This window comes from Burkholderia semiarida, assembly GCF_029268935.1.
Lineage (GTDB): Bacteria > Pseudomonadota > Gammaproteobacteria > Burkholderiales > Burkholderiaceae > Burkholderia > Burkholderia semiarida.
The window spans coordinates 348,318-374,253 of sequence record NZ_JAHLCL010000008.1; the positions used below are offsets into that span (position 1 = coordinate 348,318).

Here is a 25,936-nt window from a genome sequence, read left to right on the forward strand (position 1 = left end):
TTTCGCGCCGCCGCAAACTGGAACGCTAAATGCTTGTCTCGCGTGATCCTTTCGATGAAGGAGCACCGCGATGAGCACGCCGACCACCACTGCTTTTTCCCACGTGAAGCCGCAGGACACCGCCTTTCAAGGCGAGGGCCTGCGCGACTTTTTCCTGTACCGCGATCTCGGTATCGCCGCCGCGACGAACGGCAAGGTCGTCGCGCAACTCGTCAGGGCCAATCATGCACCGGAGGCGGGCACCGGCTGGCACCGTCACGAAGCCGAATTCCATATCGTGATCATGCTGAAGGGCTGGGCGCGCTTCATGTACGGCGAACAGGAAACGCTGGTGGCGGCCGGAGACTGCGTGCATCAGGCGCCGGGGATCGTTCACTACCTGTTCGACTACTCGCCGGACATGGAGTACCTGGAGATCGTCGGGCCCGCCGACTTCAAATCGATCGACGTCGAAGGCCCGTGCGCGGTGCCGGAGCCGACGCCGTGGGGTGAGGCCGGTGCCTAGCTGGCCGGTTGGGTGTGCGTTTTCGAAGAACCGCCTGCATTCAGGCGGTTTTTTATTGATCCGCTGACTTCTGCGGCCCGTTCTCCGCTCCCGCACATTGCTTCGAATTCCAAAGGGTTGCGAAGATCCGCGCGAGGGGTTTTGCTCGCACGCCGCTCGAATGTCGCGGCCAACATCACCCCGCATCTCCGGCGGCGCGGGGCAATTCACCGTGGCGCCAGCCGCGTTCAGTGCGCGTGATCCGATTCCGCCTCGGTCGCTTCGTCGATCCCGGATGCACGTGCATCGAGCAGCGCACGCAGCGTGACGTAGTGCGCGCCGCTCATGTCGCCTTGCGTATCCGCGGTGCGATCGTACGGCTCGTTGTCGTGGATCGTCGCCCGCACGATCGGATAGATCTGCGTGTCCCACCGACTGCCGTTGAACACGCCGTAATGTCCCACGCCCGTCTGTACATGGTGCGTCTTCAGGTACGACGGTAATCCCGAACACAATTCCTGCGCGGCCACCGTCTGGCCTACTGCGCAGATATCGTCTTTCTCGCCTTCGATCGTCAACAGCGCGGTGCGATGAATCGCCGCCGGTTCGACGAGCGTGCCGTCGATCGTCAGTTCGCCGCGTGCGAGCGCGTACTGCTGGAACACCTTCTCGACCGTTTCCAGATAGAACTCCGCGGTGAGGTCGGCCGTCGCGAAATATTCGTCGTAGAAGTGCCGCAACGTGTCGGCTTTCGCAGGGTCGCCTTTCGCGCGTTCGTAGTACAGATCGGCGAACGACGACGCATGCCGGTCCGGGTTCATCGACATGAACGCGCCGACCTGCACGAAGCCCGGATACACGCACCGCTGCGCGCCGACGAAGCCTGCCGGCACCACGCTGATCAGGTTGCGCGCGAACCAGTCGATCGGCTGGCTCGTCGCGAGTGCGTTGACCTTCGTCGGATTCACGCGGCAGTCGATCGGGCCGGCCATCAGCGTCAGGCTCGCGGGTTGTGCCGGATCGCCGCCGGCCGCCATCAGCGAGACCGCGGCCAGCGACGCGACGGTCGGCTGGCAGATCGCCAGCACGTGTGCGTCTGGGCCGATGTGACGGATGAAGTCGATCACGTGTGTGACGTATTCGTCGAAACCGAAACGCCCGGCCGCCAGCGGGATGTCGCGCGGGTTGTGCCAGTCGGTGATGTACACGTCGTGATCGGCCAGCATCGTGCGCACCGTGCCGCGCAGCAGCGTCGCGAAGTGCCCGGACATCGGCGCGACGATCAGCACGCGCGGCTGGCGCGCGACCGGCCGCGCCTTGCGGAAATGCAGCAGCGTCGCGAACGGCGTGGCCGCGGCCGCTTCCTCGACGATCGGCACCGTTTCGCCGTCGACGACGACCGACGCGATCCCGAACGGCGGCCGCCGATGCGAGAACGCGCAGCATTCGAGCAGTTCGCACAGCGCGTCGACCATGCGGCCCGTTGGCGTCGACGTCGCCGGCGGCCACAGCGACATCGTCGCGCGCGTGGCGGCCGCCCAAGCGCGCGCCGGGCGCAGGCATTCCGCAGACCATTGATAAAACGGATAGGCAAGCAGATTCATCAGACCGCCGCTCGTGACGCCGCATTGCAGGGAACGAGGCAAGCCGTATGCCAGCATGCGGCTGGCACGCGCGTTGCAGCGGTTCGGGAGCGCGGCGACGCGCGCGGTAGGTGATGAGCGGGCGAAGGCGATGCATTGCCTTGCTGGTCGGGCGCGCGACACCTGTCGCGATGCCGTGTGACGGTGCGCCACTTCGGCGAGCGGATTGCACGGGCGTGGTGCGCGCGGTCATGCGGCGCGTCCGTTTACGGTGCAGGGGCACGAACGACATTCAGCAGGGTGAGCGACATGGAATCCAACGCACGGACGACGCTGACCATCAGCAGCCGCAATTACTCGTCGTGGTCGATGCGCGGCTGGTTGCTCGCGAAGCTGAGCGGGCTCGCGTTCGAGACGATCAGCGTGCCGATCGATGCCGCTTCGCGCGCGGAGCTGCTGCTGCTGTCGCCGTCGATCCTCGTGCCGTGCCTCACGCACGACGGCAACGCGGTGTGGGACACGCTCGCGATCGCCGAATACCTGAACGAGATCCGGCCGCAGGCGCGGCTGCTGCCCGACGAACGCCATGCTCGCGCGCATTGCCGGTCGATCTGCGGCGAAATGCATTCCGGCTTCAGCGCCTTGCGATCCGCGCTGCCGATGAACCTGCGCGGGCATTTCCCCGGCTTCCGGATCTGGTCGCGCGCGCAGCACGACATCGAGCGGATCGTGACGATCTGGCGCGAGTGCCTGGCCGAGTACGGCGGCCCATGGTTGTTCGGGGACGAGATCGGCATCGCCGACGCGATGTATGCGCCGGTCGTCACGCGTTTTTTGACCTATGACGTGAAGCTCGAACCGGACGTCGCCGAGTACTGCATGCAGGTGCTCGCGCACCCGTTCGTCGCCGAGTGGATCGACGCGGCGAAGGCCGAGCACGAAGACATCGACGAACTCGATATGGAGTTCTGACCTGACGCGGGCGATCGTGGCAGGCATTTCAATGCTCGTCGCGGGGGACGATGCGGCATCAAGAGCGCGAAACCGGCGCGTGACGATTTCCGTCGCGTATTGATTGGCGTTCAGGTTGCGCCGTTTCTGCCTATATAGGCGGCCGCATATGCCAGCCCATCGACGACATAACGGATCTCGAATGATCGCTATCTGAAATCAGCGATGCGTTTCTGCGCCCGCCTGCCGATAACCCAATCTGGCTCAGACCGAGCGGTTATCGAGGGTTCCCCATGCATTTCTGGCGCAAGCTTTCCATTCAGAACAAGCTGATTCTCAGCATGACGAGTTGCCTGCTCGTGTTCGTCGCGATTTCGAGCGGGCTCAGCGTTCGTCTGATCGGCAACGCGGTGCGCGATCGTGTCGTCCGCGAAGAGTTGCCGACCGCCGTGAACGGCATTCGCGCCGACGTGCAGCGCCAGATGGCCGGCCCGATCGCCGCGTCGCGCATTCTCGCGCGCGATGCGTTCCTGCTGCAATGGGAAGCCGACGGCGAACCCGATGCCGGCACGCGCAACTGGATTCAGCTCGCGAAGAACGTGAAGGACGACCAGAAAGCCGCGTCCGTGCAGTGGGTGTCGGTGAAGAGTGGCAACTACTATAACGAAGCCGGCTTGCAGCGGAAGGTGACCGACAAGGATCAGTGGCTGACCAGCTTCCTGTCGTCCGGCAAGGCGTACGACGTGAACATGGATCGCGAGGTGACCGTCGGCGGCTACATGATGTTCATCAACAGCCGCGTGGAACTCGACGGCGTGCCGGTTGGCGCGGCAAGCATGAGCCTGTCCGTCGATGCGCTCGCGAAGGGCATCTCCGCTTACCGGATCGGCGAGACAGGGTTCGCGTACCTCGTGCGTCCCGACGGCGCGATCATGATGCATCGCGATACGTCGCTGATCGACGGCAAGCATTTCCTGAAAGATGAGCCGGGACTGCCGGGTGATGCGTCGTCGACGCTGCTTGCGGGCAAGCCGTATGCGTACCTGAGCTACGAGGGCGATGGCGGCGAGCGCTTCATCGCGACGTCGTTCATTCCGGAGCTGAATGCGTATGTGGTCGTTCAAGTGCCGCAGGCCGAACTGCTCGGGCCGGTGACGCGTGCGATTCGCAGCGCGGCGCTGGTCGCGGCGGTAGTGGGGCTTGGGGTTGCGTTGCTCGTGATCTGGCTGGTGGGGCGTGCGATTGCCGCGCCGATTCGCCGCGCGGCGACGCTGCTGTCGGAAATTGCCAGCGGCCAGGGTGATTTGACGCGCCGCATGACGGTCGAGAGCCAGGACGAGATCGGGCAGTTGTCGGATGCGTTCAACCGGTTCGTGTCGTCGTTGTCGACGCTGGTTCATCGGATTCGTGCGGCGTCGGCGTCGATCGCGACCGGGTCCGCGCAGATTGCTTCGGGGAATGCGGATCTGAGCGAGCGCACCGAAGGGCAGTCGAGCAACCTGGAACGGACGGCTTCGTCGATGGAAGAGATCACGGCCGTGGTGCGCAACAACACCGAGACGGCGACGACGGCCGCGAAGATGATCAACGGCGCGGCGGATACGGCGGCGCGTGGCGGGCAGGTGGTGGGCGAGGTCGTGACGACGATGGAGCAGATCAGTAACGCTTCGCAACGAATTTCCGAGATCATCGTGATGATCGACAGTATTTCGTTTCAGACGAATATTCTGGCGTTGAATGCCGCGGTGGAGGCGGCGCGGGCGGGGGAGCAGGGGCGCGGGTTTGCTGTTGTCGCTTCGGAGGTGCGGAATCTGGCGCAGCGCAGTGCACAGGCGGCGAAGGAGATCAAATCGCTGATCGAGCATAGCGCGGGAACGGTGGGTGCCGGATCGCGGCTCGTTAGTGAGGCGGGGAAGGTAATGAGTGATGTTGTCTCGCAGGTTCAAGGCGTGAGCGCGATGATGAGCGAGATTGCAGAGGCCAGCCTGGAGCAGAGTGCCGGGATCGATCAGATCGGGGATGCGGTGCAGTCGCTCGATCAGACGACGCAGCAGAATGCGGCTTTGGTCGAGGAAAGCGCGGCTGCGGCGGAGAGTTTGAAGCAGCAGGCGGCGGAATTGACGAAGCTGGTTTCGGCCTTTAAGGTGGGTGAGTAGGGGGTGATTCGGGGTTTGGAATGGGGGCGTTTCTAAGGCGGCTGCCGTGAGTTCACGGCGGCCATTTTTTTATGTCAGTGCCTGATTTGGCGGCGTTTACAGAAATGAAACGCATTTCCAAATTGGTAGTGGGCGTGGGGCGGCAGTGCTCGTTGCCGTCATTGCTGTGGTTGGGGGCGAAGGCGGCGTCTTGCATATGCCATTGATGTGTGGAATATTGCGATATGCTGTGAGGCATTTGTTTTGTGTTGTTAGAGGGTGCTGTCTAATTGTTGTGGTGTGGGAATTTGAAAATAATCCATAATCGGGGGTGTGAATTGACGGAGAGAGCGGGGGAGAAGAAGCATAAAAAGGTATCGCTAAATACATTTTTGCTCAAGAAGCCGGGCGGGAGTGCGTCCGGTAAGTTTTGGGCGAAGCGTGAATTTCTTGCGAAACCATTAGATCGAGATGGAAGGCCAAGGCAAATCGATGTGGATGAGTACTCGCTTGGAGATAAGGGCAAGTTCGGGACATTGTACGTAAGAAAGCCCTTGAGCGAATCAACTCCGGAGTGGGTCGGATTTATTGCCCCTCAAATGGGTCGATCGGGTGGGCTTGATGGGCTAAAAAATAAAAGTGTGTCGGCGCTGCTTGTGACGACTGTCAAGGGGAGGCAGTTTGCAATCGCATTCGGGCATGGTCGATATATGTTGGACGCCGAGTGCGTCGAAACTCGATTTGGAATTCGAGTGGCGCTTAATAGTATATCACCAGATAAAATTGCATCCATCGACCGTCATACATTCGAGGCAACGCCGAGAATAAGTAGGACGCAAGCGTTGCGTGCAACTTCTGTTGCGGAGTATGAAATTAATGAGCAACAAGATTTGCTGCGAGGGTTGGTTGGCTTTACTTTGGACGAGTATAAAGACGATCTCGGAGAAGTTTTGGCCGGGATGGATTCTCTTAAGGCAAGTGTCGGTATTGATCTTCCGCAGTTGGGGAAATTCCTCGAAGTTGCGCTTAAAAGATCTTTGGCGGCAGACTATCGGAAAATTGACAATGGGCAGGCTGGCGCATTTGCATGGGTGGATAATCTGGAGTCGGTTGATCGGCCGGATATTTTAGAAGAGTTAAATAAAATACTGTGGAAATTATTTGAAAGTGGCGACTTTTCGGCTATGTGGCTGGCTATTCCGGAAATTGTCAGCTGGGAGGAGGTTACAGGATTTTGTTACACTCGCGGAGAATTGGAATCGTCGATCCATGCTGCGCTGGATGTTAAGGATCTAAAAAAATCGTTGCGATCGAACGCCACTTTAGATACGTTGAGATATCGGGCAATTTATATGGTATTGGCGTCAGGGGTTCCTCCCAGAGTTTATTCTGCTTATAAGTGCTTGTATGCTGAAGTTAAATATAACAAGGCGCTGTATATTTTAAATGCAGGAAATTGGTATTGTGTAGATTCTTCGTTTAAAAATTTGGTGGATAAATATTTTGATAATATTTCGAGGCGTCATTTCGATAAGCCGTTTGTGGAGTATGAGCATGATGGTGAGGGAAAATACAACGAGGCGGTTGCGGCGAACCTTCCTCATAAGTATGCAATGCTTGATCGTAAATTGATTTCCTTTGGTGGTAAATCTAGTAAGATTGAAGTTTGTGATCTGTATGCGCTCGGCTCGTCTCGCACTGAGAGAAATCAACTTATTCATGTTAAACGAGGGCGAAGCTCTGCGACGTTGAGCCATCTTTTCGCGCAAGGACTTGTGTCGTCGACCCTGTTGGTAAGTGAGCCCGATTTTGTTGTTGAAGTTAATAAGCAGCTCGTCAAGCAGAATTTCGCTAAACTCCCTGCAAAACCGATCGGTAGTCGTTATGAGGTGGTTTTTGCGATTATTGATGGTCCATCCGGGGCGAAGCTTGATCTTCCGTTTTTTAGTAAGGTCAATCTTCGGGTGTGTGGACGAAGGCTCCAAAACTTTGGGTTTACTGTAAGCCTGCTGCATATACCGGAGTCCGCGAAATTTCTCGCAGAGGCCAGAAAACGAAAGGCAAAAAAGCAAGCAGTTGCAAAGGTTGCCGCGAAGGCCGCAGTTCGCCGGGTCACCCGAGCAAGGAAACCCTGAGAGCATTCTGCTCGCCCGTCTCAATGCTATCGGCATCGAAGAATGCCACCGGACCATCGTCTCAAGCGGGCGACTCTGCCAGCTCAGCGCCTCGGCCATTACCTTGTCGGTGACTGAGCTGATGAAGTCGGGAGACACCTCGAGGGCCTGTCAGGAATTTCGTGTTTAAGGCATAACATGCTCTCAAGGAGAGCGTATGCCTCGCAAACCGAAAGCCCAGCCGGTGGAACTGCCGGCGATTCCGGCCGAACTGCTTGAGCAGTTTGGCAACGGTCCGATGACAGCAGAAGCCGTCAATGCCGCGACGCTGGCGCTCAAGAAGGCGCTGATCGACTGAGCGCTGAGCGGCGAGATGAATCATCATCTTGGCTACCCTGCCGGTGCGGCCAAGCCGGCCAACGCCACGAATCAGCGCAACGGGCGGGGCGCCAAGACGGTCCTGACCGAAGACGGCCCGATTCGCATCGAGGTGCGTCGCGACCGCGACGGCAGCTTCGAACCCATCCTGATACCCAAGCACGAACGGCGCTTCACCGGTTTCGACGACAAGATCGTTGCCATGTATGCCCGGGGCATGACCGTGCGCGAGATTCAGGGCTTCCTGCTGGAGCAATACGGTACCGAGGTCTCGCCCGACTTCATCAGTTCCGTGACCGACGAGGTCATGGCCGAAGTGACTGCCTGGCAGGGTCGACCGTTTGAGCCGATGTATCCGGTCGTGTTCTTCGACGCCCTTCGGGTCAAGATTCGCGAAGACGCCGTCGTGCGCAACAAGGAGGTGTACCTGGCGCTGCTCAACCCGCCTTGCACACGGAAATCCTGATACCCCCGGTCTGCCTCGGAGCCGAGCGTGTGGCTGTCTTTCAGGTGGATCAATCGAGCCTTACTCGGCGAGAGCATTCGCGACTTCACGCAAGACGGTCCGACTTAGCCGGACAATTGCTTCAAGCAACGCAATAGCTGGGACAAGTAGTCGGGCCTGCTGCGGGGCGAACTCCTTTTCACCGTGAAACATGTTGCAACGAATTTGGTAAAGACATTCGAGGACTGCCAAGAGACTATGCCTTTGCAATCCCTCGGCCAGTCTCGCATCCCTTGTATGATCTGGCGCTCTTGTACCGCGAACGCTATGCAAGAAAAATTGGCGATTCAGCAACAGTGCTGAGATCGTCGTGCAAGAATCGGCTATTACGGGATTTCCCCGCACAACATCCGCGAATCGAGGCTGCTTTATGAGCAGAGCCATTACGGTAGTAGCTTCTCGACGGTCTCCCTGAAACATGATTTGCTGTCGCGAATCACGGGTGGCGCGATATAACTCAGCCGATGCAGAGTAAAGTCGATTGTAGGAAACGAATAACGTAAAAAATCGGTCGAATAAATCGTCTAGATTGTCGCACCGATATGCATCGGCTTTAGCGATCCAACGATCGCAAAACATTTCAATCTGAAAGATATCCATAGGGCGTTCTGTCGATTATTGAGCGAACCGGAAATATTGCTAGAGGAAACAACTTCTACTGTGCATTAAGCGGCTGGGAGCGAGCTTCTGTCGGTTCAACAGCTCCATTATGGGGCGGATGATCGATCCGCAACCTCAACACAGTATGCCTCTACCGAACGGCCAATCCCCCTCAATTCCCTAATTCTGAGATGCCAGCGCGGCTACACTGGTCATGAAGCCATGCTTCTCGTCATCGGAGCTGAACGCAGTCCCCTCCGCCCCGATGGTCGAACGAAAGCCGTCTTGCCCAACAAGACCCAGCGAAGAGGGGAGAAAGAAGGGGAAACCCGAGGCATCAAAGAAGCGCGGGCCGCATGGGCGGCAACCCATACGACCCGCTGACCACCACCAACTCGCCACAGGAGTCGGAAATGGCTGACGCCAATACTAAGCCACGTCGTAGAAAGAACAAACCCGTCAACATGCAAAAGACGTTTGAGCTGGTCCTGCGCAACTACCCGGACCTTCCCAAGCGGGGCTGGCCGTACCTGCCGTGGATGCAGGCGATCGACATTGATTTCAAGATCTTCGGATTCAAGCCTGGTGACCGCGTATACCTGGACACCAACTACGTGACCCGGCAGATCACGATCACGCCGGACTACAGCCAGTTGGCGTTGCGAGAGCAGTCGTACCACGATCCTGACCGGGGACCGTCGCCGCTATAACGTCTGCAAGGGCTGCTTGATGCGGCTCTAGCGACTGGGACGCAAGCGTTTCCCGAATGCGCTTGACCGCCGGGGCGACACCGCCCCGGCCATTGTCTCGAACGCCGCGACTCACACCGATAGCCATCGTCAACAACTGTCACGACTGTAAGGCCCGTGAGGCCGCACTGCGCCTGCCGAAACAACCGTACGGCCCCACATCACCGCCCGCCAACCCGCCGCTTCACAACCGCCCCCCGCTGCAACACATACTCGACCCGCGCCCCTTCATCGGCAACGACTCCGATATCCTCGAGCGGATTCCCATCCAGCACGACGAGATCGGCGATCGCCCCCACCGCAACCACCCCAAGCTGCCCGGTCATATTGACGATCTCCGCCGCCACCGTCGTCGCCGACCTGAGCGCTTCCAGATTCCCAAGCACCTCCGCCCGAATCCGGAACTCTCCAGACTGAAACGCATGCATTTCGCCGAGCAGGTCCGACCCGAACCCCATCTTCACGCCGGCCTTCGCATAGATCTCGAGCGACTCACGTCCTTTCTGCTGCACGGAAGCCACTTTCGCGATGGAGTCCGCCGGCATCCCGAATTCCGCCCCATGTTTCGCCAGCGCGTCATAAGTCACCAGCGTCGGCACCACAAACGCCCCCCGCTCCTGCATGAGCATCGCGGCCGCTTCATCCACGAGATTCCCGTGCTCGATCGTCCGCACGCCGCATCGCACGGCGCGCGCAATCGCCCGCCCCGTATACGCATGCGCCATCACATACGTATTCGCGGCCTCGGCCTCATCGACGATCGCCCGAATCTCGTCCTCCGAATACTGCGTGTTCGCGATCGGATCGGTCGGCGAAGCCACGCCGCCTGACGCCATGATCTTGATCTGCGTCGCGCCTTTCTGAATCTCCTCACGCACGGCGAGCCGCACGCCTTCGACGCCATCGACCACTCGCGCAATCGCCCCCGTCCTGAAACAGCAGGAGCAGGGCTCCAGCACATCGCCGCGTGGCCGGAAATCCCCATGCCCGCCCGTCTGCGACAGCGCTTTCCCCGACGGAAAAATCCGCGGCCCCGGAATCAGCCCCATTTCGACCGCCTGCATCAGGCTCCAATCCGCGCCGCCCGCATCCCGCACACTGGTAAACCCACGCGACAACATCGCATCGAGAATCGGCAGTGACCGAATCGCCGCGAGAATATTCGGCTGCGTCGCATTCGCGCCAAGGTTCGCATTCGACGCCAGCACATGCACATGGCAATCGATGAACCCCGGCATCACGGTCTTGCCGCGCGCATCGATCACCTGCGCATTCGGCAAATCCACCGGCCGATCGGTGACTTCGACGATCCGCTCGCCTTCGATCACGACATGATGATGTTCGAGCAACACGCCTCGTTCGAGGTCGAGCACGTTGCCGCCTTGAAGCACGGTAATGGTCATGGGAAAAAATCCTTATCGAGTCGCGGAAGCCGCACGCTTCGCATCCTTCACGAAGCGCGTACCGACGAAACTGACGGCCGCCGCGAGCATCACGTAGAACGCGGGCGCCATGTTGCTGCCGGTGCGGGCGATGAGCCACGTGATCAGGAACGGCGCGAACCCGCCGAAGATCGTCACCGCGAAGTTGTACGCCACGGACAACCCGGTCGACAGCACCTTGGTCGGAAACAGCTCCGCGAACGCCGCGAGGATCGGCCCCGTATAGGTCGCGATCAGCACGCCGAACACGGCTTGGAACACGATCAGCGACGCGAACCCGGGCGCATGGTTGATCCACGAGAACATCGGCCACGCGAGCACGAGAATCGCGAGCGCCGAGCCAGAGAGGAACACGCGTCGTCCCCACGCGTCGGCGAGTCGCCCGACGATCGGCGAGCAGCACATGATCATCAGCCCGCCGACCATGCCGGCCGTGAAGCCGGTCGATTGCGGCAGATGCAGCGTGCGCACGGAATAGGTCGGCATGTAGAACAGCAGCACGTAGGTGCAGACGGTCCACAGGATGACCATCGAGAAACTCGCGAACGTCTCGCGCGGATACGTGTGCAGCACTTCCTTCAGCGGCGAGCTTTCCTTCGCCTGCGATTCGACGGCGCTGAACGCGGGCGTCTCGTCGATATGGCTGCGGATGAAGTAACCGACCGGCCCGACGATGATCCCGAGCAGGAACGGCAGCCGCCAGCCCCAGCTATGCAGCGCCTGCGTGTCGAGCGACGTCGTGACGAACGTGCCGGTCGCCGCACCCAACAGCACCGCGAAGCCGATGCTTGACTGGATCCAGCTCGAGTAATACGCGCGCTTCTCCGGCGGCGCGTATTCGGTGAGGAACGCGGTGGCGCCGCCCATCTCGCCGCCGGCCGAGAAGCCTTGCAGCAGCCGCGCGACGACGATCATCAGCGGCGCGGCGATGCCGGCCTGTTCGTAAGTCGGCGCGATCCCGATCAGCGCGGTGCCGGCCGCCATCAGCAGGATCGTGAGCGACAGCGCGGCCTTGCGCCCGACCTTGTCGGCATAGACGCCGAGCACGATGCCGCCCACCGGCCGCATGAAGAAGCCTACGCCGAACGTCGCAACGGTGAGCAGTACGGATGTCAGTTCGTTGCCGGTCGGGAAGAACAGCTTCGCGATGATCACCGCGAAGAAGCTGTAGACGGTGAAGTCGAACCATTCGAGGCCGTTGCCGATGACGGTCGCGACGATGGCGCGGCGGCGCTGTTGCACCGCCGCATCGACGGAAGGCGCGGCGCGCGGGGAAAGCGTTCCTTGCATGGTCTCTTCCTTGGTCAGAAGGCGGGACGGCTGCCCCGCTCGAATCCCATACTAAGGAGAGCCGGATTTTTTTCTGAAACGAAAGATTCGCATGCAGGCATGCGCTGCACGCATGCGTCGTGTTCGGGCGTTCGGGGCATTCAGGCCCCGGTCTGCTGCTCCGCCTGTTCGAACAGCCAGCGGGTGAACAGGCGGGCGGCCTGGTTCTGCGCGCGGTCGTTCGGCGAGATCACATAATAGCCGCCGCCGTGGCTCGCGGACGCCTCCGTCACGCGCACGAGCAGCCCGGCTTCGATGCACGCGTCGATCATGTAACGCCAGCCGAGCGACACGCCCTGGCCGAGAATCGTCATCTGCACGATCTGCGGATAGGAGTTGATCGTGATGTCCTGCGGCTGCGCCTTCTGCCGGTCGACGTCGTTCATGTCGAACCATTCGGACCACGACATCCATTGCCGCTGGCCGTCTTCGAGGCGCAGCAGCGTTTCGTTCGCGAGATCGGCCGCGTCGAGCGTGCGGCCGGCCAGATAGCCGGGCGCGCAGACGGGGAACACTTCTTCGTCGAACAGCCGGCGTGCGGTGTATTCGGCCGGCGCCTGCTGACGCACGTAGTAGACGCCGACGTCGAATTCCGCGGGCGACATCGATGCAAGACTATCGCGCACGATCAGGCGCAGCTTGATGTTCGGATACGTGGCACGAAAGTTCGGTAGCCGCGGCGTGAGCCACAGCAGCGCGACGCCGGACGAGCACGCGATCGTCAGCTCGAGATCGCCGTACGGCTTCATCACGTCGTGCGTGGCTTGCGCGCATTGCGTGAGCAGATGGTGGACCTGCGCCGCGTATTGCTCGCCGGCGATCGTCAGCCGCAGCGAACGGTGTTCGCGAACGAACAGCGAGCGGCCGAGGAATTCCTCGAGCTGCTGGATCTGGCGGCTGATCGCGCTTTGGGTCAGGTGCAGTTCGGCGGCGGCTTTCGTGAAACTCGCGTGCCGCACGGCGGCTTCGAACGCGACGAGGCACTGAAGAGGCGGCAGGGGCGTGATGCGCATGGCGGGCAGGGAGTCGAGGGCGCTGCCTCCATGATACGGGGGGAGTCGACGGAAATCGTAATCTATGAAGGGCGTCGTGGATTCGCGATATTCGTGCGAAGATTGAGCGAAACAACCCCGACACGTTCCCGAGAACGACGTGACCCTATCAAACCCTGAGAGCAAAGTGAACGCCGTCCACCCACCCTGGATGCCCGTCGCGCTGGCCGAACTCGGCATCCGCCGCCACCCGCCGGGCAGCATCAACCCACGCATCGTCGAGTACAACAACCAGACGAACCTGGTCGGCTACGACGACAAGATTTCCTGGTGCTCGTCGTTCGTGAACTGGTGCATGGCGCACGCCGGATTCCGCGGCACCGGCTCCGCGCTCGCACGCTCGTGGCTGGAATGGGGCAAACCGCTGGAGCGTCCGGTGTACGGCTGCATCGCGATCCTGACGCGTGACGACCCGACGAGCTGGAAAGGGCACGTCGGTTTCTACCTGCGTCACGACGCCGAACACGTCCACCTGTTCGGCGGCAATCAACTGGAAGAAGTTCGCGAACTCGCGTACCCGCTGAACGAAGTGATCGGCTACCGCTGGCCGATGCCGGATAACCACCGCGCCGTGGTTGAGTAACGGTGCGAGCCGTCGACGCGGCCTGCATCTGTATCAGGCATCGGCTTCAATTCTTCGCGACCGCCTCCACCTCCGGCCCACCCGCCGCATCGTTCCTGCTCCACCCACCCCCAAGCGACCGATACAACGCCACCGCCGCCAGCGCGTGCTCGCGCTTGACCTGGTTGAGCGAATCCGAATCGCGCAGATATACCTCCTGCGCTGACAGCACATCCAGAAAATCCGTCGCACCGCCCTTATAAAGCTGATTCGCCAACCCAAGCGCCTTGTCCGAAGCCGAAAGCGCGCTACCCAACTTCCGCGTCGCCTCATCGGAACTGACGAGATTGGCGCGCGCATCCTCGACTTCCCGCAACGCTTGCAGCATCGTTTGTCGTAACCCGAGTTCCGACTCGCGCATCCGGCTTTCGCTCTGCGAGATATCGGCGGTAATCCGTCCCGCGTTGAAGATCGGACTCGTCGCACTCAACGCCGCGCTGAACAGGTTATCGGTCAACGTCGGCAACCCGAGATACGAAGCCGCGAGAATCCCGTCCGTCAGGTTCAACGAAAACTTCGGATACCGTTCGGCCTTCGCCACGCCGACTTGTGCCGCACGCCGCTCGACTTGAGCATAGGCGGTCAGCACATCCGGCCGCCGCAACAACGCTTGCGAAGGCAACGTCCCCGGCGCGCCCGCCGGCGGCGCGGGAATCTCGCCAGCCTGCGCCAGCACGAGCCGATCGACCGATTCCGGCGTGCGCCCGGAATACACGGCAATCAGATTGAGCTGATGCGAAATCTGCGCCTGCGTCGGCGGAATCCGGGCTTCGAGTGCATCGAGCTGGTTCTGCGCCCGCGTCACGTCGAGTTCCGTCGACAGCCCGAACGCCTGCCGCTTGCGCGTGAGTTCGAGCGCATGCTGGCGGATCTTCGCGTTGTCCTGCAGGATCTTCAATTCCTGCTGCGCCCAGCGCAGATCGACATACGCGGATGCCGCATCGGCTGCAAGCGCGAGCCGCATCGCATCTTCCGCATGCTTTTGCCCGACCAACTCCGCTTGAGCAGCAAGCAGATCGAGCCGCTCTCCGCCGAATACATCGGGCGACCAGCTCAGCGCGAGCCCGGCGCCCGCCTGCCGCACGTAGCCGAGCGGCGGCGGCGTGTTCTGCCGCGCATCGGCCGCGTGCGCGGTCGCGTCGAGTTCGGGCAGCAGCACCGCGCGTTTCTGCACGGTCAGCGCCTGCGCCTGCTTCACGCGTTCGGCCGCGGCTTGCAGATCGAGATTGCCGTCGAGCACCGCGGCGATCAGCTTGTCGAGCACGGGATCGTGGAATTGCGCCCACCAGGCGGCGGCGTCGATATCCGCGCGCGGCACATTGGTATCCCAACCATCAGGCGCGAGCGTTCGAACCGAATCCTGAAGCGCCGGATGCTGCGCGGGCTGCACCGCACACCCGGCGGCGAATGCGCTGACGGCCAGCGCGACGAGTAACTTCTTCATGATGACGATCCCTTGACCTCAGTGCGCGTCCGGCGGCGGCGCGTTCAACGTAATGGGTTTGGAAAACACGACGGCAAGCAGCGCGACGACGAAGCACAGCGACAGCGCGTAGTACGCATCCGCATAAGTCAGCGTCAGCGCTTCTCGGTAGATCAGCCGATGCAGGTTCGCGAGCCCGGCCTGCGCGGTATTCAGCGTATTGCCGGCCACCGATCCCCAGTACGCGGCCTGGCGGTCGAGCAGCGACGCGATCTGCGGTTCGCCGGCGCTCACGTGCTCGTTCAGCCGCAGATAGTGAAAATTCAGCCGGTCGTTCAGCATCGTCGCGCTCACCGCGATACCGATCGCGCCGCCGAGGTTGCGCATCAGGTTGAACAACCCGCTCGCCGATTTCAGCCGCGACTGCGGCAGCGAGCCGAGCGCCATCGTCACGATCGGCGGCACGCTGAATTGCTGGCCGATGCCGCGCAGCGCCTGCGGCAGCAGCAGCTCCCGCCAGCCCCAGTCGTGCGTGATCGGCGTGTACAGGTAGCAGCCGAGGCCGAAACAGATCAACCCGAACACGAGCAGCGCACGCATGCTGACGTAGCGCGCGGCGAACGCATACGCGCACAGCGCGATCAACTGGAACGCGCCGACCGACAGCAGCGCGATGCCGATCTGCAGCGAACTGAACGCACGCACTTGCGCGAGAAACAGCGGCGTCAGGAACACGGTCACGAAAATCCCGATGCCGGTCACGAACGACAGCAGGCTGCCGATTCCGAAGTTGCGCACGGCGAGCGCGCGCAGGTCGACGATCGGATCTTTGGCGGTCAGCGCATGCACGATGAACAGGAAGCCGCAGATGCCGGAGATCCACGCGCAGATCACGATCGCGTCGTCGCCGAACCAGTTCTTGCGCGGGCCTTCTTCCAGCACGTATTCGAGGCAGCCGAGGAAGCCGGACATCAACGCGATGCCGAGATAGTCGCCGCGCTTGATCAGGCTGAGATCAGGCGCGTCGATATGCACGTAGCGCGGCACGAGCACGGCCACCGCGATGCCCGGCACGAGGTTCAGGTAGAACAGCCAGTGCCACGACCATTGGTCGGTGATCCAGCCGCCGATCACGGGGCCGATCGCCGGCGCGAGCGACGCGAGCGCGCCGATGGTCGTCGACGCGATCAGCCGCTGCTTGCCGGGGAACAACACGAACGCGGTGGTGAACACGGTCGGGATCATCGCGGCGCCGAGCGCGCCCTGCATGCCGCGAAACAGGATCATCGAGTTGATGTCCCACGCGAGCCCGCACAGCATGCTGGTGATCGTGAATCCGACGGCCGACGCGGCGAACAGCCAGCGCGTCGACATCACCTTCGACAGCCACCCCGACATCGGGATCACGATGATCTCGGCGATCAGGTAGGCCGTCTGCACCCACGACAATTCGTCCTGGCTTGCGGACAGCCCGCCGCCGATGTCGCGCAGCGACGACGCGACGATCTGGATGTCGAGCGTCGCCATGAAGAAGCCGACGCACATCAGCGCGAATGCGAACACGCGCTGCCTGGTCGGTTGCGACGCGGGGTCGCCGGAAAACGCGGTGGTCATCGTCGGCTCCCGCTCAGTTCTTGTGGTCGGTATGCACGGTCACGACCGCGGACAGCCCGGGGCGCAGCACGTGCTCGAGGCCAGGCTGCGGATCGAGATGCACGCGCACGGGCACGCGCTGGACGATTTTCGTGAAGTTTCCGGTCGCGTTCTCGGGCGGCAGCACGCTGAAGGTCGCGCCGGTCGCGGGCGCGAGGCTGTCGACGCGGCCGTGCAGGCGCGTGCTCGACGCATCGAGCGCGACGTCGACGCGATCGCCCGCGCGCATCTTGCGTAGCTGGTCTTCCTTGAAGTTCGCATCGATCCACAGGCCGGAGGCCGGCACGACCGTCAGCAGCGGCACGCCGACGTTCGCGAGCATCCCGACGCGGCCCGTGCGGTTGCCGACGTAGCCGTCGACCGGCGAGCGGATCGTCGTGTATTCGACGTTGAGCGCCGCGACGCGCTGGGCGGCGAGCGCGGTGTTCACGCGGGCCCGCGCATCGGCGAGTTGCGCGCCGAGCACGTCGAGCTGCCGCTTCGATGCGAGCAGCGCGGCGTCGCTGCGTTCGACGGCCGCGCCGGCCTTCGAGTAATCTGCGTCCGCGCGCTCGACGATCTGGTTCGATACGGCGTCCGACTTCACGAGTTCGCGATAGCGCACGCGATCGGATGCCGCGCGCGTCAACTCGGCCGACGACGCATTCTTGTCTGCCGTGTGCTGACCGATCACCGCGAATTGCAGCTGCTGCTTCGCTTCGAGTTCGGTCACGGCGGAGCGCGCGCTGTCGACTTCTGCGCTGGCCTGAGCGAGCTTCGCGTCGTAGTCGCGCGCATCGAGCTGCACGAGCACGTCGCCGGCCTTCACGCGCTGATTGTCGGTCACGAGGATCTTGTCGACGAAACCGCTGACCTTCGGTGCGAGCACCGTCACGTCACCGCCGACGTACGCATCGTCGGTGCTTTCCTGGAAGCGCAGCACGAACAGCCAGTCGAGCGCGGCAGCCGCGACCACGACGACGACGGCGCCCGCCGCGATGCGCATCCACGGCACGCGGCGTTGTTGCTTCGCGGGCCGCTCGGTTGTGGCTGCTTCGCGTGACGAGGCAGCGTCTTGAGTCGTATCCATCGATTCACCTATGTATATGCACTGATCAAAACGATCGACGTCGTCGTGTCGATCGGGGAAGGGGTTAGCGTTCCGGCAGGTTGTGCGTGATCCGGAACAATTCGTCTCTCAGTCGGGCCGCCTGCGCCGACCCGAAGTACCGCTCGAACGCTTCCTGCGCGGCGAGCCAGTGCACGTGCGCATCGGCCACCTTGGTTTCGCCGTGCGCGGTCAGCGCGAACGTCTGGCCGCGGCATGGCGGCTCGATCCGCCCCGTCACCAGCGCCGCGCCGACGAGCGGCCTGAGCGCGCGCAGCAACGCGGTGCGTTCGATCACCAGCACGTTCGACAGTGTCGCCATCGTCAGGCCGGGCCGCTCGCGCAGCAGCGCGAGGATGCTGTACTGCGACGGCGTGACGCCCGCCCGCGACAGATAGCGCTCGTAGAACTGCGAGATTCGCCGGGCGGCTTGCCGGACCGCGAAGCAATCGTCATCGGTGAGCGTGGTCTTGTGCATGTGCACATGTTAGGGGGCGGGGCGGCGCGAAGCGAGGGGCGGGACAGGATCAGATTGGTATCGTGGTTGTACCAATCGGCGTCGCAAAGGCGCGTTCCCGCGCCCGGTCACGCCGCGGCCGGAACACTCCAGCCTTCGCGGTCGCAATACGCGGCCGTGTAGTCGATGAACGCCTTCACCTTCGCGGGCAGCAGCGAGCGGTTCGCGTACGCGAGCTTGATTTCGACGAACGCATCGACGAGATCGGCGCCTTCCAGCAACTGCACGAGCGCGCCCGATGCGAGTTGCGCCTCGACGAGCGTTTTCGGGACGACGCCGATGCCGAAGTCGTGCATCACCATTTCGCGGTTGAATACGGGGCTGTTCGACGAGATGTCGAAACGGAACGGCACGGTGACCGTGTCGCCGTCGACGCGGAAGGACAGCGCCGGGCGGCGCAGCGACGGCGAGATCGGCACGAACGGATGATCGGCGAGGTCGGCCGGGCTTTCGGGGCGCGCATGCGCGTGCAGATACGCAGGCGTGGCGACGATCACGACCGGAATGCGCTCGATCAGCCGCACGACGGTCGATTCGCTCGTCAGCATGTACGGCACGACGATGCCAATGTCGTAGCCTTCGCCGACCAGATCGACAGGGCGCTCGGTCAGCGTGACGTCGAGGCGCACGTTCGGGTGCGCGGCCTTGAAGCCGGCGATCAGCGGCACGAGCCGGTTCAGCGCGGCCGTCGTATGCGCGACGAGGCGCAGCAGGCCCTCGGGCTCGCGCGTGTGTGCCTGCGCTTGAACTTCCAGCGCGTCGAGCTCGTCGAGCACGGCCGCGCAACGCTCGTAGATTCGCTCGGCCGTCTCGGTCAGCGACACCTGGCGCGTGGTCCGGTGCAGCAGACGGCTGCCGAAACGCGCCTCCAGATCGGCCACCGCGCGCGAGACGACCGGCCGCGCGAGGCCGTGCATGTCGGCGGCGCGCGTGAAGCTGCGCATCTCCACCACCGACCGGAAGATCCGCAGCTTGTCGATGTAGTCCATGTCCGTCTCCTTGACGCGATGGTCGGCCGCCGGCCGTTGTTACCGCGGAGTGTACATTGACTTTATGCATATGCACATATAGATTCCGGAACATGAACGACATTCCGATTTCCGAGGCGTGCAACTGTCTCGCGCTGCGCCAGGCGGCGCGCTTCGTCACGCAACTGTACGAACGCCATCTGGCCCCGGTTGGCGTCACGCCCGCCCAGTTCTCGATCATGGTGAACCTCAAACGCCGGCCCGGCCTGCTGATGAGCGAACTCGCCGACGCACTTGTGATGGATCGCACGACCTTGCTGCGTGCGCTGAAGCCGTTGCAGCGCGATGGCTTCGTCGCGACGGCTGCATCCGAGCACGATGCGCGTGCGCATGCGCTCCATCTCACGAAGCTCGGCGAGCGCACGTTCGCGCAGGCGAAAGTTGCGTGGCAGGCCGCGCAGGACGAATTCGACACGCAGTTCGGCCGCGATCGCGCGAAGGCGCTGCGTGACGAGTTGTTCAGCCTGACTGCGGAGCGTTAGGGGGAATTGGATCGGAATGCGAGCCATTATGTGATTTGGTCGCCGAATTTCGCTGAAAGTGGTTTTGTTTGGGTCCGGATTCGTGAAAATCTGGACAGTTTTTATTTCCAGTTGTAGAGTCCTCTGACGGATTTCACGCAGCCGGCGCCGCCGGCACGCGTCACGAGGAGCAACCGGATGCTGCAGTTGAGTGACCGCGACGACGCGATGTTGCGCGGGGATTTCGGCGACGGCGTCGCCCGTGCGATGCGAATCGTCGCGCGCACCGCGCAAGTGATGTCCGCGCCTCACCTGATCGACATTACATCTGCGCATATCGATGGCTGCCTGTACCACGGCCAGACCAGCCTCGACTTCGTCGACTATTTCGTCGAAACGGGCGCGAAGGTCGCGGTGCCGACCACGTTGAACGTCGGGTCGCTCGACCTGATCCATCCCGAGCTGTACCACGGCGACCGCACGATCCAGCGCGATGCGCAGCGCCTGATGGACGCGCATTTGCGGCTCGGCTGCGAATCGAGCTTCACGTGCGCGCCGTATCAACTGAAGCATCGTCCCGCGCTGGGCGAGCAGATCGCGTGGGCCGAATCGAATGCGATCGTGTTCGCGAACTCGGTGCTCGGCGCGCGCACGAGCCGCTACGGCGATTTTCTGGACCTGGCCGCCGCGATCACTGGGCGCGCGCCGTATGCGGGGCTGCATGTCGACGCGAACCGCGCCGCGCGGATCGTGTTCAACGCGCCGGATTTCGCCGGCCTGCCGTCGCGCGACATCTATTTCGCCGCGCTCGGCTTGGCGGTCGGCAAGATCGCGGGCGCGGTCGTGCCGGCGATCGTCGGGCTGCCGGCGGACACCACCAAGGACGAACTCAAGGCGCTCGGCGCGGCCGCCGCGTCGAGCGGGGCCGTCGCGCTGTTCCATGCGGTCGGCGTGACGCCCGAGGCGCCGACGCTCGACGCCGCGTTGCACGGGCGCGCCGCGCAACGCGCAGTCGATATCACGATGGCCGATCTCGACGAGATTCGCCGCACGCTGAATCACGGCGCGGCCGGCGACGCGCTCGTCGCGGTCGCGCTCGGCACGCCGCATTTTTCGCTGGCCGAATTCCGCACGCTCGACACGTTGCTCGACGCCTTCGACGGCAAGCCGGCCTGCGATTTCTACGTGAACACGAGCCGTTTCATTTTGTGGGAACTGGAAGAAGCCGGCCTCGCGGAGAAATTCGCCGCGCGCGGCATCCAGATCGTCGTTGATACCTGCACGTACATCACGCCGGTGATGAAGCAGTTGTCGGGGCTGGTGATGACCAACTCGGGGAAGTGGGCGTCATATGCGCCCGCGAACATCGGCGTGACGGTCGCGTACGGCAGCATGCGCGAATGCGTGCGGTCCGCGTACGAAGGCAAGGTGCGATTCGATGACTGAAGCGACGGGCAAGTTCTTGGCGGGCGACACGCTCGTGCCGGGCAGCGCGTGTGCGCGTCCGTTCGTGCTCGACAAGCCGCTGAGCTTCTGGGGCGGCTACGACTCGGGCGCGGGCAGGATCGTCGATCGTGGGCATCCGCAAGCCGGCGCGAGCCTTGCCGGCAAGGTGATGGTGATGCCGCACGCGAAGGGCTCGAGTTCGAGCAGCAGCGTGCTCGCGGAAGCGGTGCGCAACGGCACGGGGCCGGTCGGGATCGTGCTGAAGGAGCGCGACCTGATCGTCTCGATCGGCGCGATCGTGGCCGCCGAGCTGTATGCGATCGCGGTGCCGGTGGTGTGCGTGACGGACGACGTGTACGACGCGATCGCCGCCGCGACGGGCGACGTGCGTATCGAGGCTGGGGAGGGGGACGGCGGGGCGCGGATTGATATCGGCTGCTGATACGTCGCGCGCTCGTCGCGGCATGCACCTCGGGCCACACGATCAAGCTGAACGCGACGCGCAGTACCGGTGAAATCGCGGGACGGTGTCTCGTGTCGCCAGTGGTTGCGTATCAGTCGCGCGCCGCACCCGCTTCCCGGTATGCGCTCGGCGTTTGCCCGGCCCAGCGCCGGAACGCGCGCGTGAAATTCGCCGGGTCGGTGAATTGCAGCCGCTCGGCGATCGTCTTCAGATCGAGGTCCGACGCGGCGAGCAACTGCTTCGCGTCGCGAAACCGCGCTTCGTCGAGCAATTGCCGATAGCTCGAACCTGCTTCCTCCAGCCGGCGCCGCAGTGTGCGCGTCGACACGAGCAGCGCCTCGGCGAGCATGTCGGGCCCCGGGTATTCGCCGGCGGCGCGCGCCAGCTCCGCGCGAACCCGCTCGACCAGATCGCCTTCCTCCTGCCGCACCTGCGCATATTCGCGCTCCACCTGCACGAGCGCCTGCCGGTGCGCGACTTCATCGGCGAGCGGCAGCGGCCAGTCGAGCACGTCGTGCGCGACCCACAGCGCATTGGCCGCGCAGCCGAATTCGACCGGCGGCAACGTATCGCGGTAGCGCGCGAAATACGCGGGCTCCGGCCACGCGAATTGCAGCCTGATCGGCGGCGACGGGCGACCGGCCCATTGCGCGATGTTCTGCGCGAGCCCCGTCAGCACGAATTCGAACATCACGTGATGCTGCAGCACGGGATTCGCCTGCACGCCGTGCAGTTCGAGCGTCGCGCCGCGTTCGTCTTCCGCATAGGTCAGCCGGTACTGGCGATTGCGCATGCGGAAGTAGCGCTGCGTGACCGACAGTGCTTCGCGGATGTCCCGCGCGGTCAGCGTCGCATAGCCGAGAAAGCCGTGCACGGTCGGCTTCAGCAGCAGCCCGAACGCGAGCCCGATGCCCGGATCGCCGCCGATCTCGATCGCGTTGAGCACGAGCCGCCCCCATTGCGACGGCGCGACGCGCGCATCCGGTTCGGCCAGCACCGCGTCGCGCAGGCCCGTGCCGGCACGCACGGCGGCCAGATCGATGCCGCGTGCGGCCAGCGCCTGCAGCAGCAGGCGCGTATAGGCGATCGGAATCGTCGGCCGGCGCAGCCCGAGGCGGTCCTTGCGAGACGGGGAGGTCATGTCGTTTTGGCCGGAAATGACAAGCATTATGGCTGTTTGCCCCCTCACGTTCAAGGCGCCGCCCGCCTACGATGGCAGGCATCGCTTACTGGCCGAATCATCATGACGACCCCCTTTCCCCACCTGCTCGCTCCGCTCGATCTCGGCTTCACGACGCTGAAGAACCGCGTGCTGATGGGCTCGATGCATACCGGCCTCGAGGACAGCCGCAAGACGCTGCCGCGCCTCGCCGAGTATTTCGCCGAGCGCGCGCGCGGCGGGGTCGGCCTGATCGTGACGGGCGGTTTCGCGCCGAACGTGGCCGGCTGGACCAAGCCGTTCGGCGGCACGCTGATGACGTCGGCCGCCGCGCGCCGGCATCGCGAGATCACGGATGCGGTGCATGCGGAGGACGGCAAGATCGCGCTGCAGATCCTGCATACGGGCCGCTACGGTTATCACCCGTTCGCGGTCGCGCCGTCGAAGATCAAGTCGCCGATCTCGCCGTTCGCGCCGCACGAACTGAGCGCGCGCGGCGTCGAGCGGCAGATCCGCGCGTTCGTGCGCTGCGCGACGCTGGCGCGCGAAGCCGGTTACGACGGCGTCGAGATCATGGGCTCCGAGGGCTACCTGATCAACCAGTTCATCTCGATGCATACGAACAAGCGCACCGACCAGTGGGGCGGGTCGTACGAGAACCGCATCCGCTTGCCGATCGAGATCATCGAGCGCACGCGCGAAGCGGTTGGCCGCGACTTCATCCTGATCTACCGGCTGTCGATGCTCGACCTGATTCCGGATGGCAGCGACTGGAACGAAACCGTGCAGCTCGCGAAGGCGGTCGAGCGCGCGGGTGCGACCATCATCAACACGGGGATCGGCTGGCACGAGGCGCGCGTGCCGACGATCGCGACGTCGGTGCCGCGCGGCGCGTTTGCGTGGGTGACGAAGAAGATGAAGGGCGAGGTCGGCATTCCGCTCGTGACGACCAACCGGATCAACCGGCCCGAAGTGGCCGAGCAGATTCTCGCGGACGGCTGCGCGGACATGGTGTCGATGGCGCGCCCGCTGCTCGCGGATCCCGAGTTCGTCGTCAAGGCGGCGCAGGGCCGGGCCGACGAAATCAACACGTGCATCGGCTGCAACCAGGCGTGCCTCGATCATGCGTTCAAGAACCGAATCGCGTCGTGCCTGCTGAATCCGCGTGCGTGCCACGAGACGGAGCTGAAATACACGCCTACGCCGCAGTCGAAGCGCATCGCGGTGGTGGGCGCGGGGCCGGCCGGGCTCGCGTGCTCGACGGTGCTCGCGCAGCGCGGCCATCAGGTCGACCTGTTCGACGCGGCGCCGGAGATCGGAGGCCAGTTCAACATGGCGAAGCGGATCCCGGGCAAGGAGGAGTTTCACGAAGCGTTGCGCTACTTCGGCCGGCAGGTCGAGTTGACCGGCGTGAAGCTGCACCTGAACCGCCGCGTCGACGCGAGCGACCTGATCGCGGGCGGCTACGACGAAATCGTGCTGGCGACCGGCGTCGCGCCGCGCGACCCGAAGATTCCGGGGCAGGACGGGCCGAACGTGCTCAGCTATATCGACGTGCTCGCGGGCGGGCAGCCGGTCGGCCGACGGGTCGCGGTGGTGGGCGCGGGCGGGATCGGCTTCGATGTCGCCGAATATCTGGTACAGGACGGCGAGTCGCCGGCGCTCGATCTGGACGCTTGGAAGGCCGAGTGGGGCGTGACCGACCCGGCCGCGACGCGCGGCGGCGTGACGCGTGCGCGGGTGTCGGCGCCCGCGCGGGAGGTGACGCTGCTGCAGCGCAAGGCCGCACCGCTCGGCAAGGGCCTCGGCAAGACGACCGGCTGGATTCACCGTGCGACGCTGAAGATGAAGCAGGTGAAGATGATCAGCGGCGTGAATTACGAACTGATCGATGCACGCGGATTGCACGTGTCGTATGGCGAGCAGCGCACCGATCACGAATTGATCGAAGCCGACACGGTCGTGCTCTGCACGGGGCAGGAGCCGCAGCGCACGTTGCTCGCCCCGCTGCAGGCGGCCGGGCGCTCGGTGCACCTGATCGGCGGCGCGGAACTGGCCGCCGAACTCGATGCGAAGCGTGCGATCGATCAGGGGGCGCGGCTGGCGGCGCGGCTGTAACGGGCGTTGCTGCGCCGTTCGCCCGGTGGCAGTCACCGGCGGTGATCCGCGGCGGGCGGGGCTTGTCGCGCGCTGCGCCGATGCGTCGAACCGCGGAAGCCGAACCGCGATGAGCGGCCGCGTCGATCGCGCTGCCACCCGACGTGCGGCAGAACGCAGCCGCGCAAGGCCCGCGCGGCTCAGGCCGCTTCGGCCCGTTCTTCCTCTTCCGCTTCGAGCATCGCCTTGACGATCAGATAGACGGCCGGCAGGTCGTCGTCGTCGCGGCGCCAGTCGACCGGCTCCTCGACGTCCGCGGCGACCAGCCGACTGTCGCGCAGTCGGATGAATGCATCGACGACGGCCGGCTCGTTGCGGCTCAGGAAACCGGCATTCGAGAATGCCAGCTCCTCGACGTTCAGCAGCGCCTGCCAGCTCATCGTGCGGACGGCGGCCGGGTGGGTGCGGCGCCGCAGGCCGAGCGCCCGCTGGGCAGGGCCGCTGACGACACGCTGCAGATCGACGACCGCCCGCTGCGCGGCGCGCTCGAAATGGACGGGATTGAAGCCGGGTTGCTCGGGATCGAATGCGGATGACTGGAACATGGTCGCCTCACTAAAGACCGTCTCGGGATGATGGAATTCGGGTCAAATGACGC

At 63.5% G+C, this 25,936-nt stretch carries 21 protein-coding genes and 2 pseudogenes; 11 read left to right on the plus strand and 12 right to left on the minus strand.

Going from position 1 to position 25,936, the window contains the following annotated elements; translation table 11 throughout:
• Window positions 1–70 precede the first annotated feature (70 nt).
• On the plus strand, window positions 71–505 hold the full coding sequence (locus KPB06_RS24815) for a cupin domain-containing protein (RefSeq protein ID WP_059575277.1): 435 nt from the start codon (window positions 71–73) through the stop codon (window positions 503–505).
• Between the two features lie 227 nt (window positions 506–732).
• On the opposite strand, the gene KPB06_RS24820 is transcribed toward KPB06_RS24815, so the two are convergent.
• Window positions 733–2,088 carry a polyhydroxyalkanoate depolymerase gene (locus tag KPB06_RS24820; RefSeq protein WP_275905968.1) on the minus strand — a complete coding sequence of 452 codons (1,356 nt, stop codon included), beginning with the start codon at window positions 2,086–2,088 and terminating at the stop codon, window positions 733–735.
• A 288-nt stretch (window positions 2,089–2,376) separates the two neighbouring features.
• On the opposite strand from KPB06_RS24820, the gene KPB06_RS24825 reads away from it, so the two are divergent.
• The 3 genes from KPB06_RS24825 to KPB06_RS24835 all read left to right on the plus strand — a co-directional run bounded on the left by KPB06_RS24825 (window position 2,377) and on the right by KPB06_RS24835 (window position 7,288).
• Window positions 2,377–3,039, plus strand: coding sequence for a glutathione S-transferase family protein (locus KPB06_RS24825; protein ID WP_099317170.1), 663 nt, complete (start codon window positions 2,377–2,379; stop codon window positions 3,037–3,039).
• A 272-nt stretch (window positions 3,040–3,311) separates the two neighbouring features.
• Window positions 3,312–5,174 (plus strand): methyl-accepting chemotaxis protein, encoded by a 1,863-nt coding sequence (locus KPB06_RS24830; RefSeq protein WP_275905967.1) that lies wholly within the window; start codon window positions 3,312–3,314, stop codon window positions 5,172–5,174.
• A gap of 317 nt (window positions 5,175–5,491) precedes the next feature.
• Complete coding sequence (locus KPB06_RS24835; RefSeq protein ID WP_275905966.1) at window positions 5,492–7,288, plus strand: TIGR04141 family sporadically distributed protein; 1,797 nt, start codon at window positions 5,492–5,494, stop codon at window positions 7,286–7,288.
• Window positions 7,289–7,319: 31 nt separating this feature from the next.
• On the opposite strand, the pseudogene KPB06_RS24840 reads toward KPB06_RS24835, so the two are convergent.
• Window positions 7,320–7,429, minus strand: a pseudogene (locus KPB06_RS24840) (transposase); the annotation flags it as partial.
• A gap of 55 nt (window positions 7,430–7,484) precedes the next feature.
• Here KPB06_RS24840 and KPB06_RS24845 point away from each other — a divergent pair.
• Together KPB06_RS24845 and KPB06_RS24850 are read left to right on the plus strand one after the other, a co-directional pair.
• Window positions 7,485–8,081, plus strand: a pseudogene (locus tag KPB06_RS24845) (transposase); the annotation flags it as partial.
• A gap of 1,025 nt (window positions 8,082–9,106) precedes the next feature.
• A complete protein-coding gene (locus KPB06_RS24850) occupies window positions 9,107–9,460 on the plus strand; it encodes a hypothetical protein (RefSeq protein ID WP_275905965.1) in 354 nt (117 codons plus the stop codon).
• A 200-nt stretch (window positions 9,461–9,660) separates the two neighbouring features.
• On the opposite strand, the gene KPB06_RS24855 is transcribed toward KPB06_RS24850, so the two are convergent.
• The 3 genes from KPB06_RS24855 to KPB06_RS24865 all read right to left on the minus strand — a co-directional run bounded on the left by KPB06_RS24855 (window position 9,661) and on the right by KPB06_RS24865 (window position 13,283).
• Window positions 9,661–10,902: a metal-dependent hydrolase family protein gene (locus KPB06_RS24855; protein WP_275905964.1), complete on the minus strand. Its 1,242-nt coding sequence runs from the start codon at window positions 10,900–10,902 to the stop codon at window positions 9,661–9,663.
• 12 nt (window positions 10,903–10,914) lie between these two features.
• Entirely contained in the window at window positions 10,915–12,231 is a 1,317-nt protein-coding gene (locus KPB06_RS24860) for an MFS transporter (protein WP_059575287.1), read from the minus strand.
• A gap of 140 nt (window positions 12,232–12,371) precedes the next feature.
• Complete coding sequence (locus KPB06_RS24865; protein ID WP_059575289.1) at window positions 12,372–13,283, minus strand: LysR substrate-binding domain-containing protein; 912 nt, start codon at window positions 13,281–13,283, stop codon at window positions 12,372–12,374.
• 190 nt (window positions 13,284–13,473) lie between these two features.
• Between KPB06_RS24865 and KPB06_RS24870 the strand changes: the two genes are divergently transcribed.
• Window positions 13,474–13,905 carry a TIGR02594 family protein gene (locus KPB06_RS24870; RefSeq protein WP_059575291.1) on the plus strand — a complete coding sequence of 144 codons (432 nt, stop codon included), beginning with the start codon at window positions 13,474–13,476 and terminating at the stop codon, window positions 13,903–13,905.
• Window positions 13,906–13,951: 46 nt separating this feature from the next.
• On the opposite strand, the gene KPB06_RS24875 is transcribed toward KPB06_RS24870, so the two are convergent.
• The 5 genes from KPB06_RS24875 to KPB06_RS24895 form a co-directional block, all read right to left on the minus strand.
• Window positions 13,952–15,388 carry an efflux transporter outer membrane subunit gene (locus KPB06_RS24875; RefSeq protein ID WP_060009540.1) on the minus strand — a complete coding sequence of 479 codons (1,437 nt, stop codon included), beginning with the start codon at window positions 15,386–15,388 and terminating at the stop codon, window positions 13,952–13,954.
• Window positions 15,389–15,406: 18 nt separating this feature from the next.
• Window positions 15,407–16,981 carry a DHA2 family efflux MFS transporter permease subunit gene (locus tag KPB06_RS24880; protein WP_060009538.1) on the minus strand — a complete coding sequence of 525 codons (1,575 nt, stop codon included), beginning with the start codon at window positions 16,979–16,981 and terminating at the stop codon, window positions 15,407–15,409.
• 13 nt (window positions 16,982–16,994) lie between these two features.
• Window positions 16,995–18,089, minus strand: coding sequence for an HlyD family secretion protein (locus KPB06_RS24885; RefSeq protein ID WP_060009535.1), 1,095 nt, complete (start codon window positions 18,087–18,089; stop codon window positions 16,995–16,997).
• 64 nt (window positions 18,090–18,153) lie between these two features.
• Window positions 18,154–18,585 carry a MarR family winged helix-turn-helix transcriptional regulator gene (locus KPB06_RS24890; protein ID WP_059575300.1) on the minus strand — a complete coding sequence of 144 codons (432 nt, stop codon included), beginning with the start codon at window positions 18,583–18,585 and terminating at the stop codon, window positions 18,154–18,156.
• Window positions 18,586–18,692: 107 nt separating this feature from the next.
• Window positions 18,693–19,613, minus strand: coding sequence for a LysR family transcriptional regulator (locus KPB06_RS24895; RefSeq protein ID WP_059575302.1), 921 nt, complete (start codon window positions 19,611–19,613; stop codon window positions 18,693–18,695).
• Between the two features lie 92 nt (window positions 19,614–19,705).
• Here KPB06_RS24895 and KPB06_RS24900 point away from each other — a divergent pair, with 92 nt between their 5' ends.
• The 3 genes from KPB06_RS24900 to KPB06_RS24910 all read left to right on the plus strand — a co-directional run bounded on the left by KPB06_RS24900 (window position 19,706) and on the right by KPB06_RS24910 (window position 22,001).
• Window positions 19,706–20,134, plus strand: coding sequence for a MarR family winged helix-turn-helix transcriptional regulator (locus tag KPB06_RS24900; RefSeq protein WP_060009532.1), 429 nt, complete (start codon window positions 19,706–19,708; stop codon window positions 20,132–20,134).
• 177 nt (window positions 20,135–20,311) lie between these two features.
• Window positions 20,312–21,559: an aconitase X gene (locus tag KPB06_RS24905; protein ID WP_060009530.1), complete on the plus strand. Its 1,248-nt coding sequence runs from the start codon at window positions 20,312–20,314 to the stop codon at window positions 21,557–21,559.
• Window positions 21,552–22,001 (plus strand): aconitase X swivel domain-containing protein, encoded by a 450-nt coding sequence (locus KPB06_RS24910; protein WP_099317177.1) that lies wholly within the window; start codon window positions 21,552–21,554, stop codon window positions 21,999–22,001. Before KPB06_RS24905 ends, KPB06_RS24910 begins: the two co-directional genes overlap by 8 nt.
• A 112-nt stretch (window positions 22,002–22,113) precedes the next feature.
• On the opposite strand, the gene KPB06_RS24915 is transcribed toward KPB06_RS24910, so the two are convergent.
• Window positions 22,114–23,190, minus strand: a complete 1,077-nt coding sequence (locus KPB06_RS24915) for an AraC family transcriptional regulator (RefSeq protein WP_275905963.1) — start codon at window positions 23,188–23,190, stop codon at window positions 22,114–22,116.
• Between the two features lie 75 nt (window positions 23,191–23,265).
• Here KPB06_RS24915 and KPB06_RS24920 point away from each other — a divergent pair, with 75 nt between their 5' ends.
• The gene (locus KPB06_RS24920) at window positions 23,266–25,299 is read left to right on the plus strand and encodes an NADPH-dependent 2,4-dienoyl-CoA reductase (protein ID WP_275905962.1); all 2,034 of its coding nucleotides are present in this window, start codon (window positions 23,266–23,268) and stop codon (window positions 25,297–25,299) included.
• A gap of 179 nt (window positions 25,300–25,478) precedes the next feature.
• On the opposite strand, the gene KPB06_RS24925 is transcribed toward KPB06_RS24920, so the two are convergent.
• A complete protein-coding gene (locus KPB06_RS24925; protein ID WP_059575323.1) occupies window positions 25,479–25,883 on the minus strand; it encodes a DUF2471 family protein in 405 nt (134 codons plus the stop codon).
• Between the last annotated feature and the right edge of the window lie 53 nt (window positions 25,884–25,936).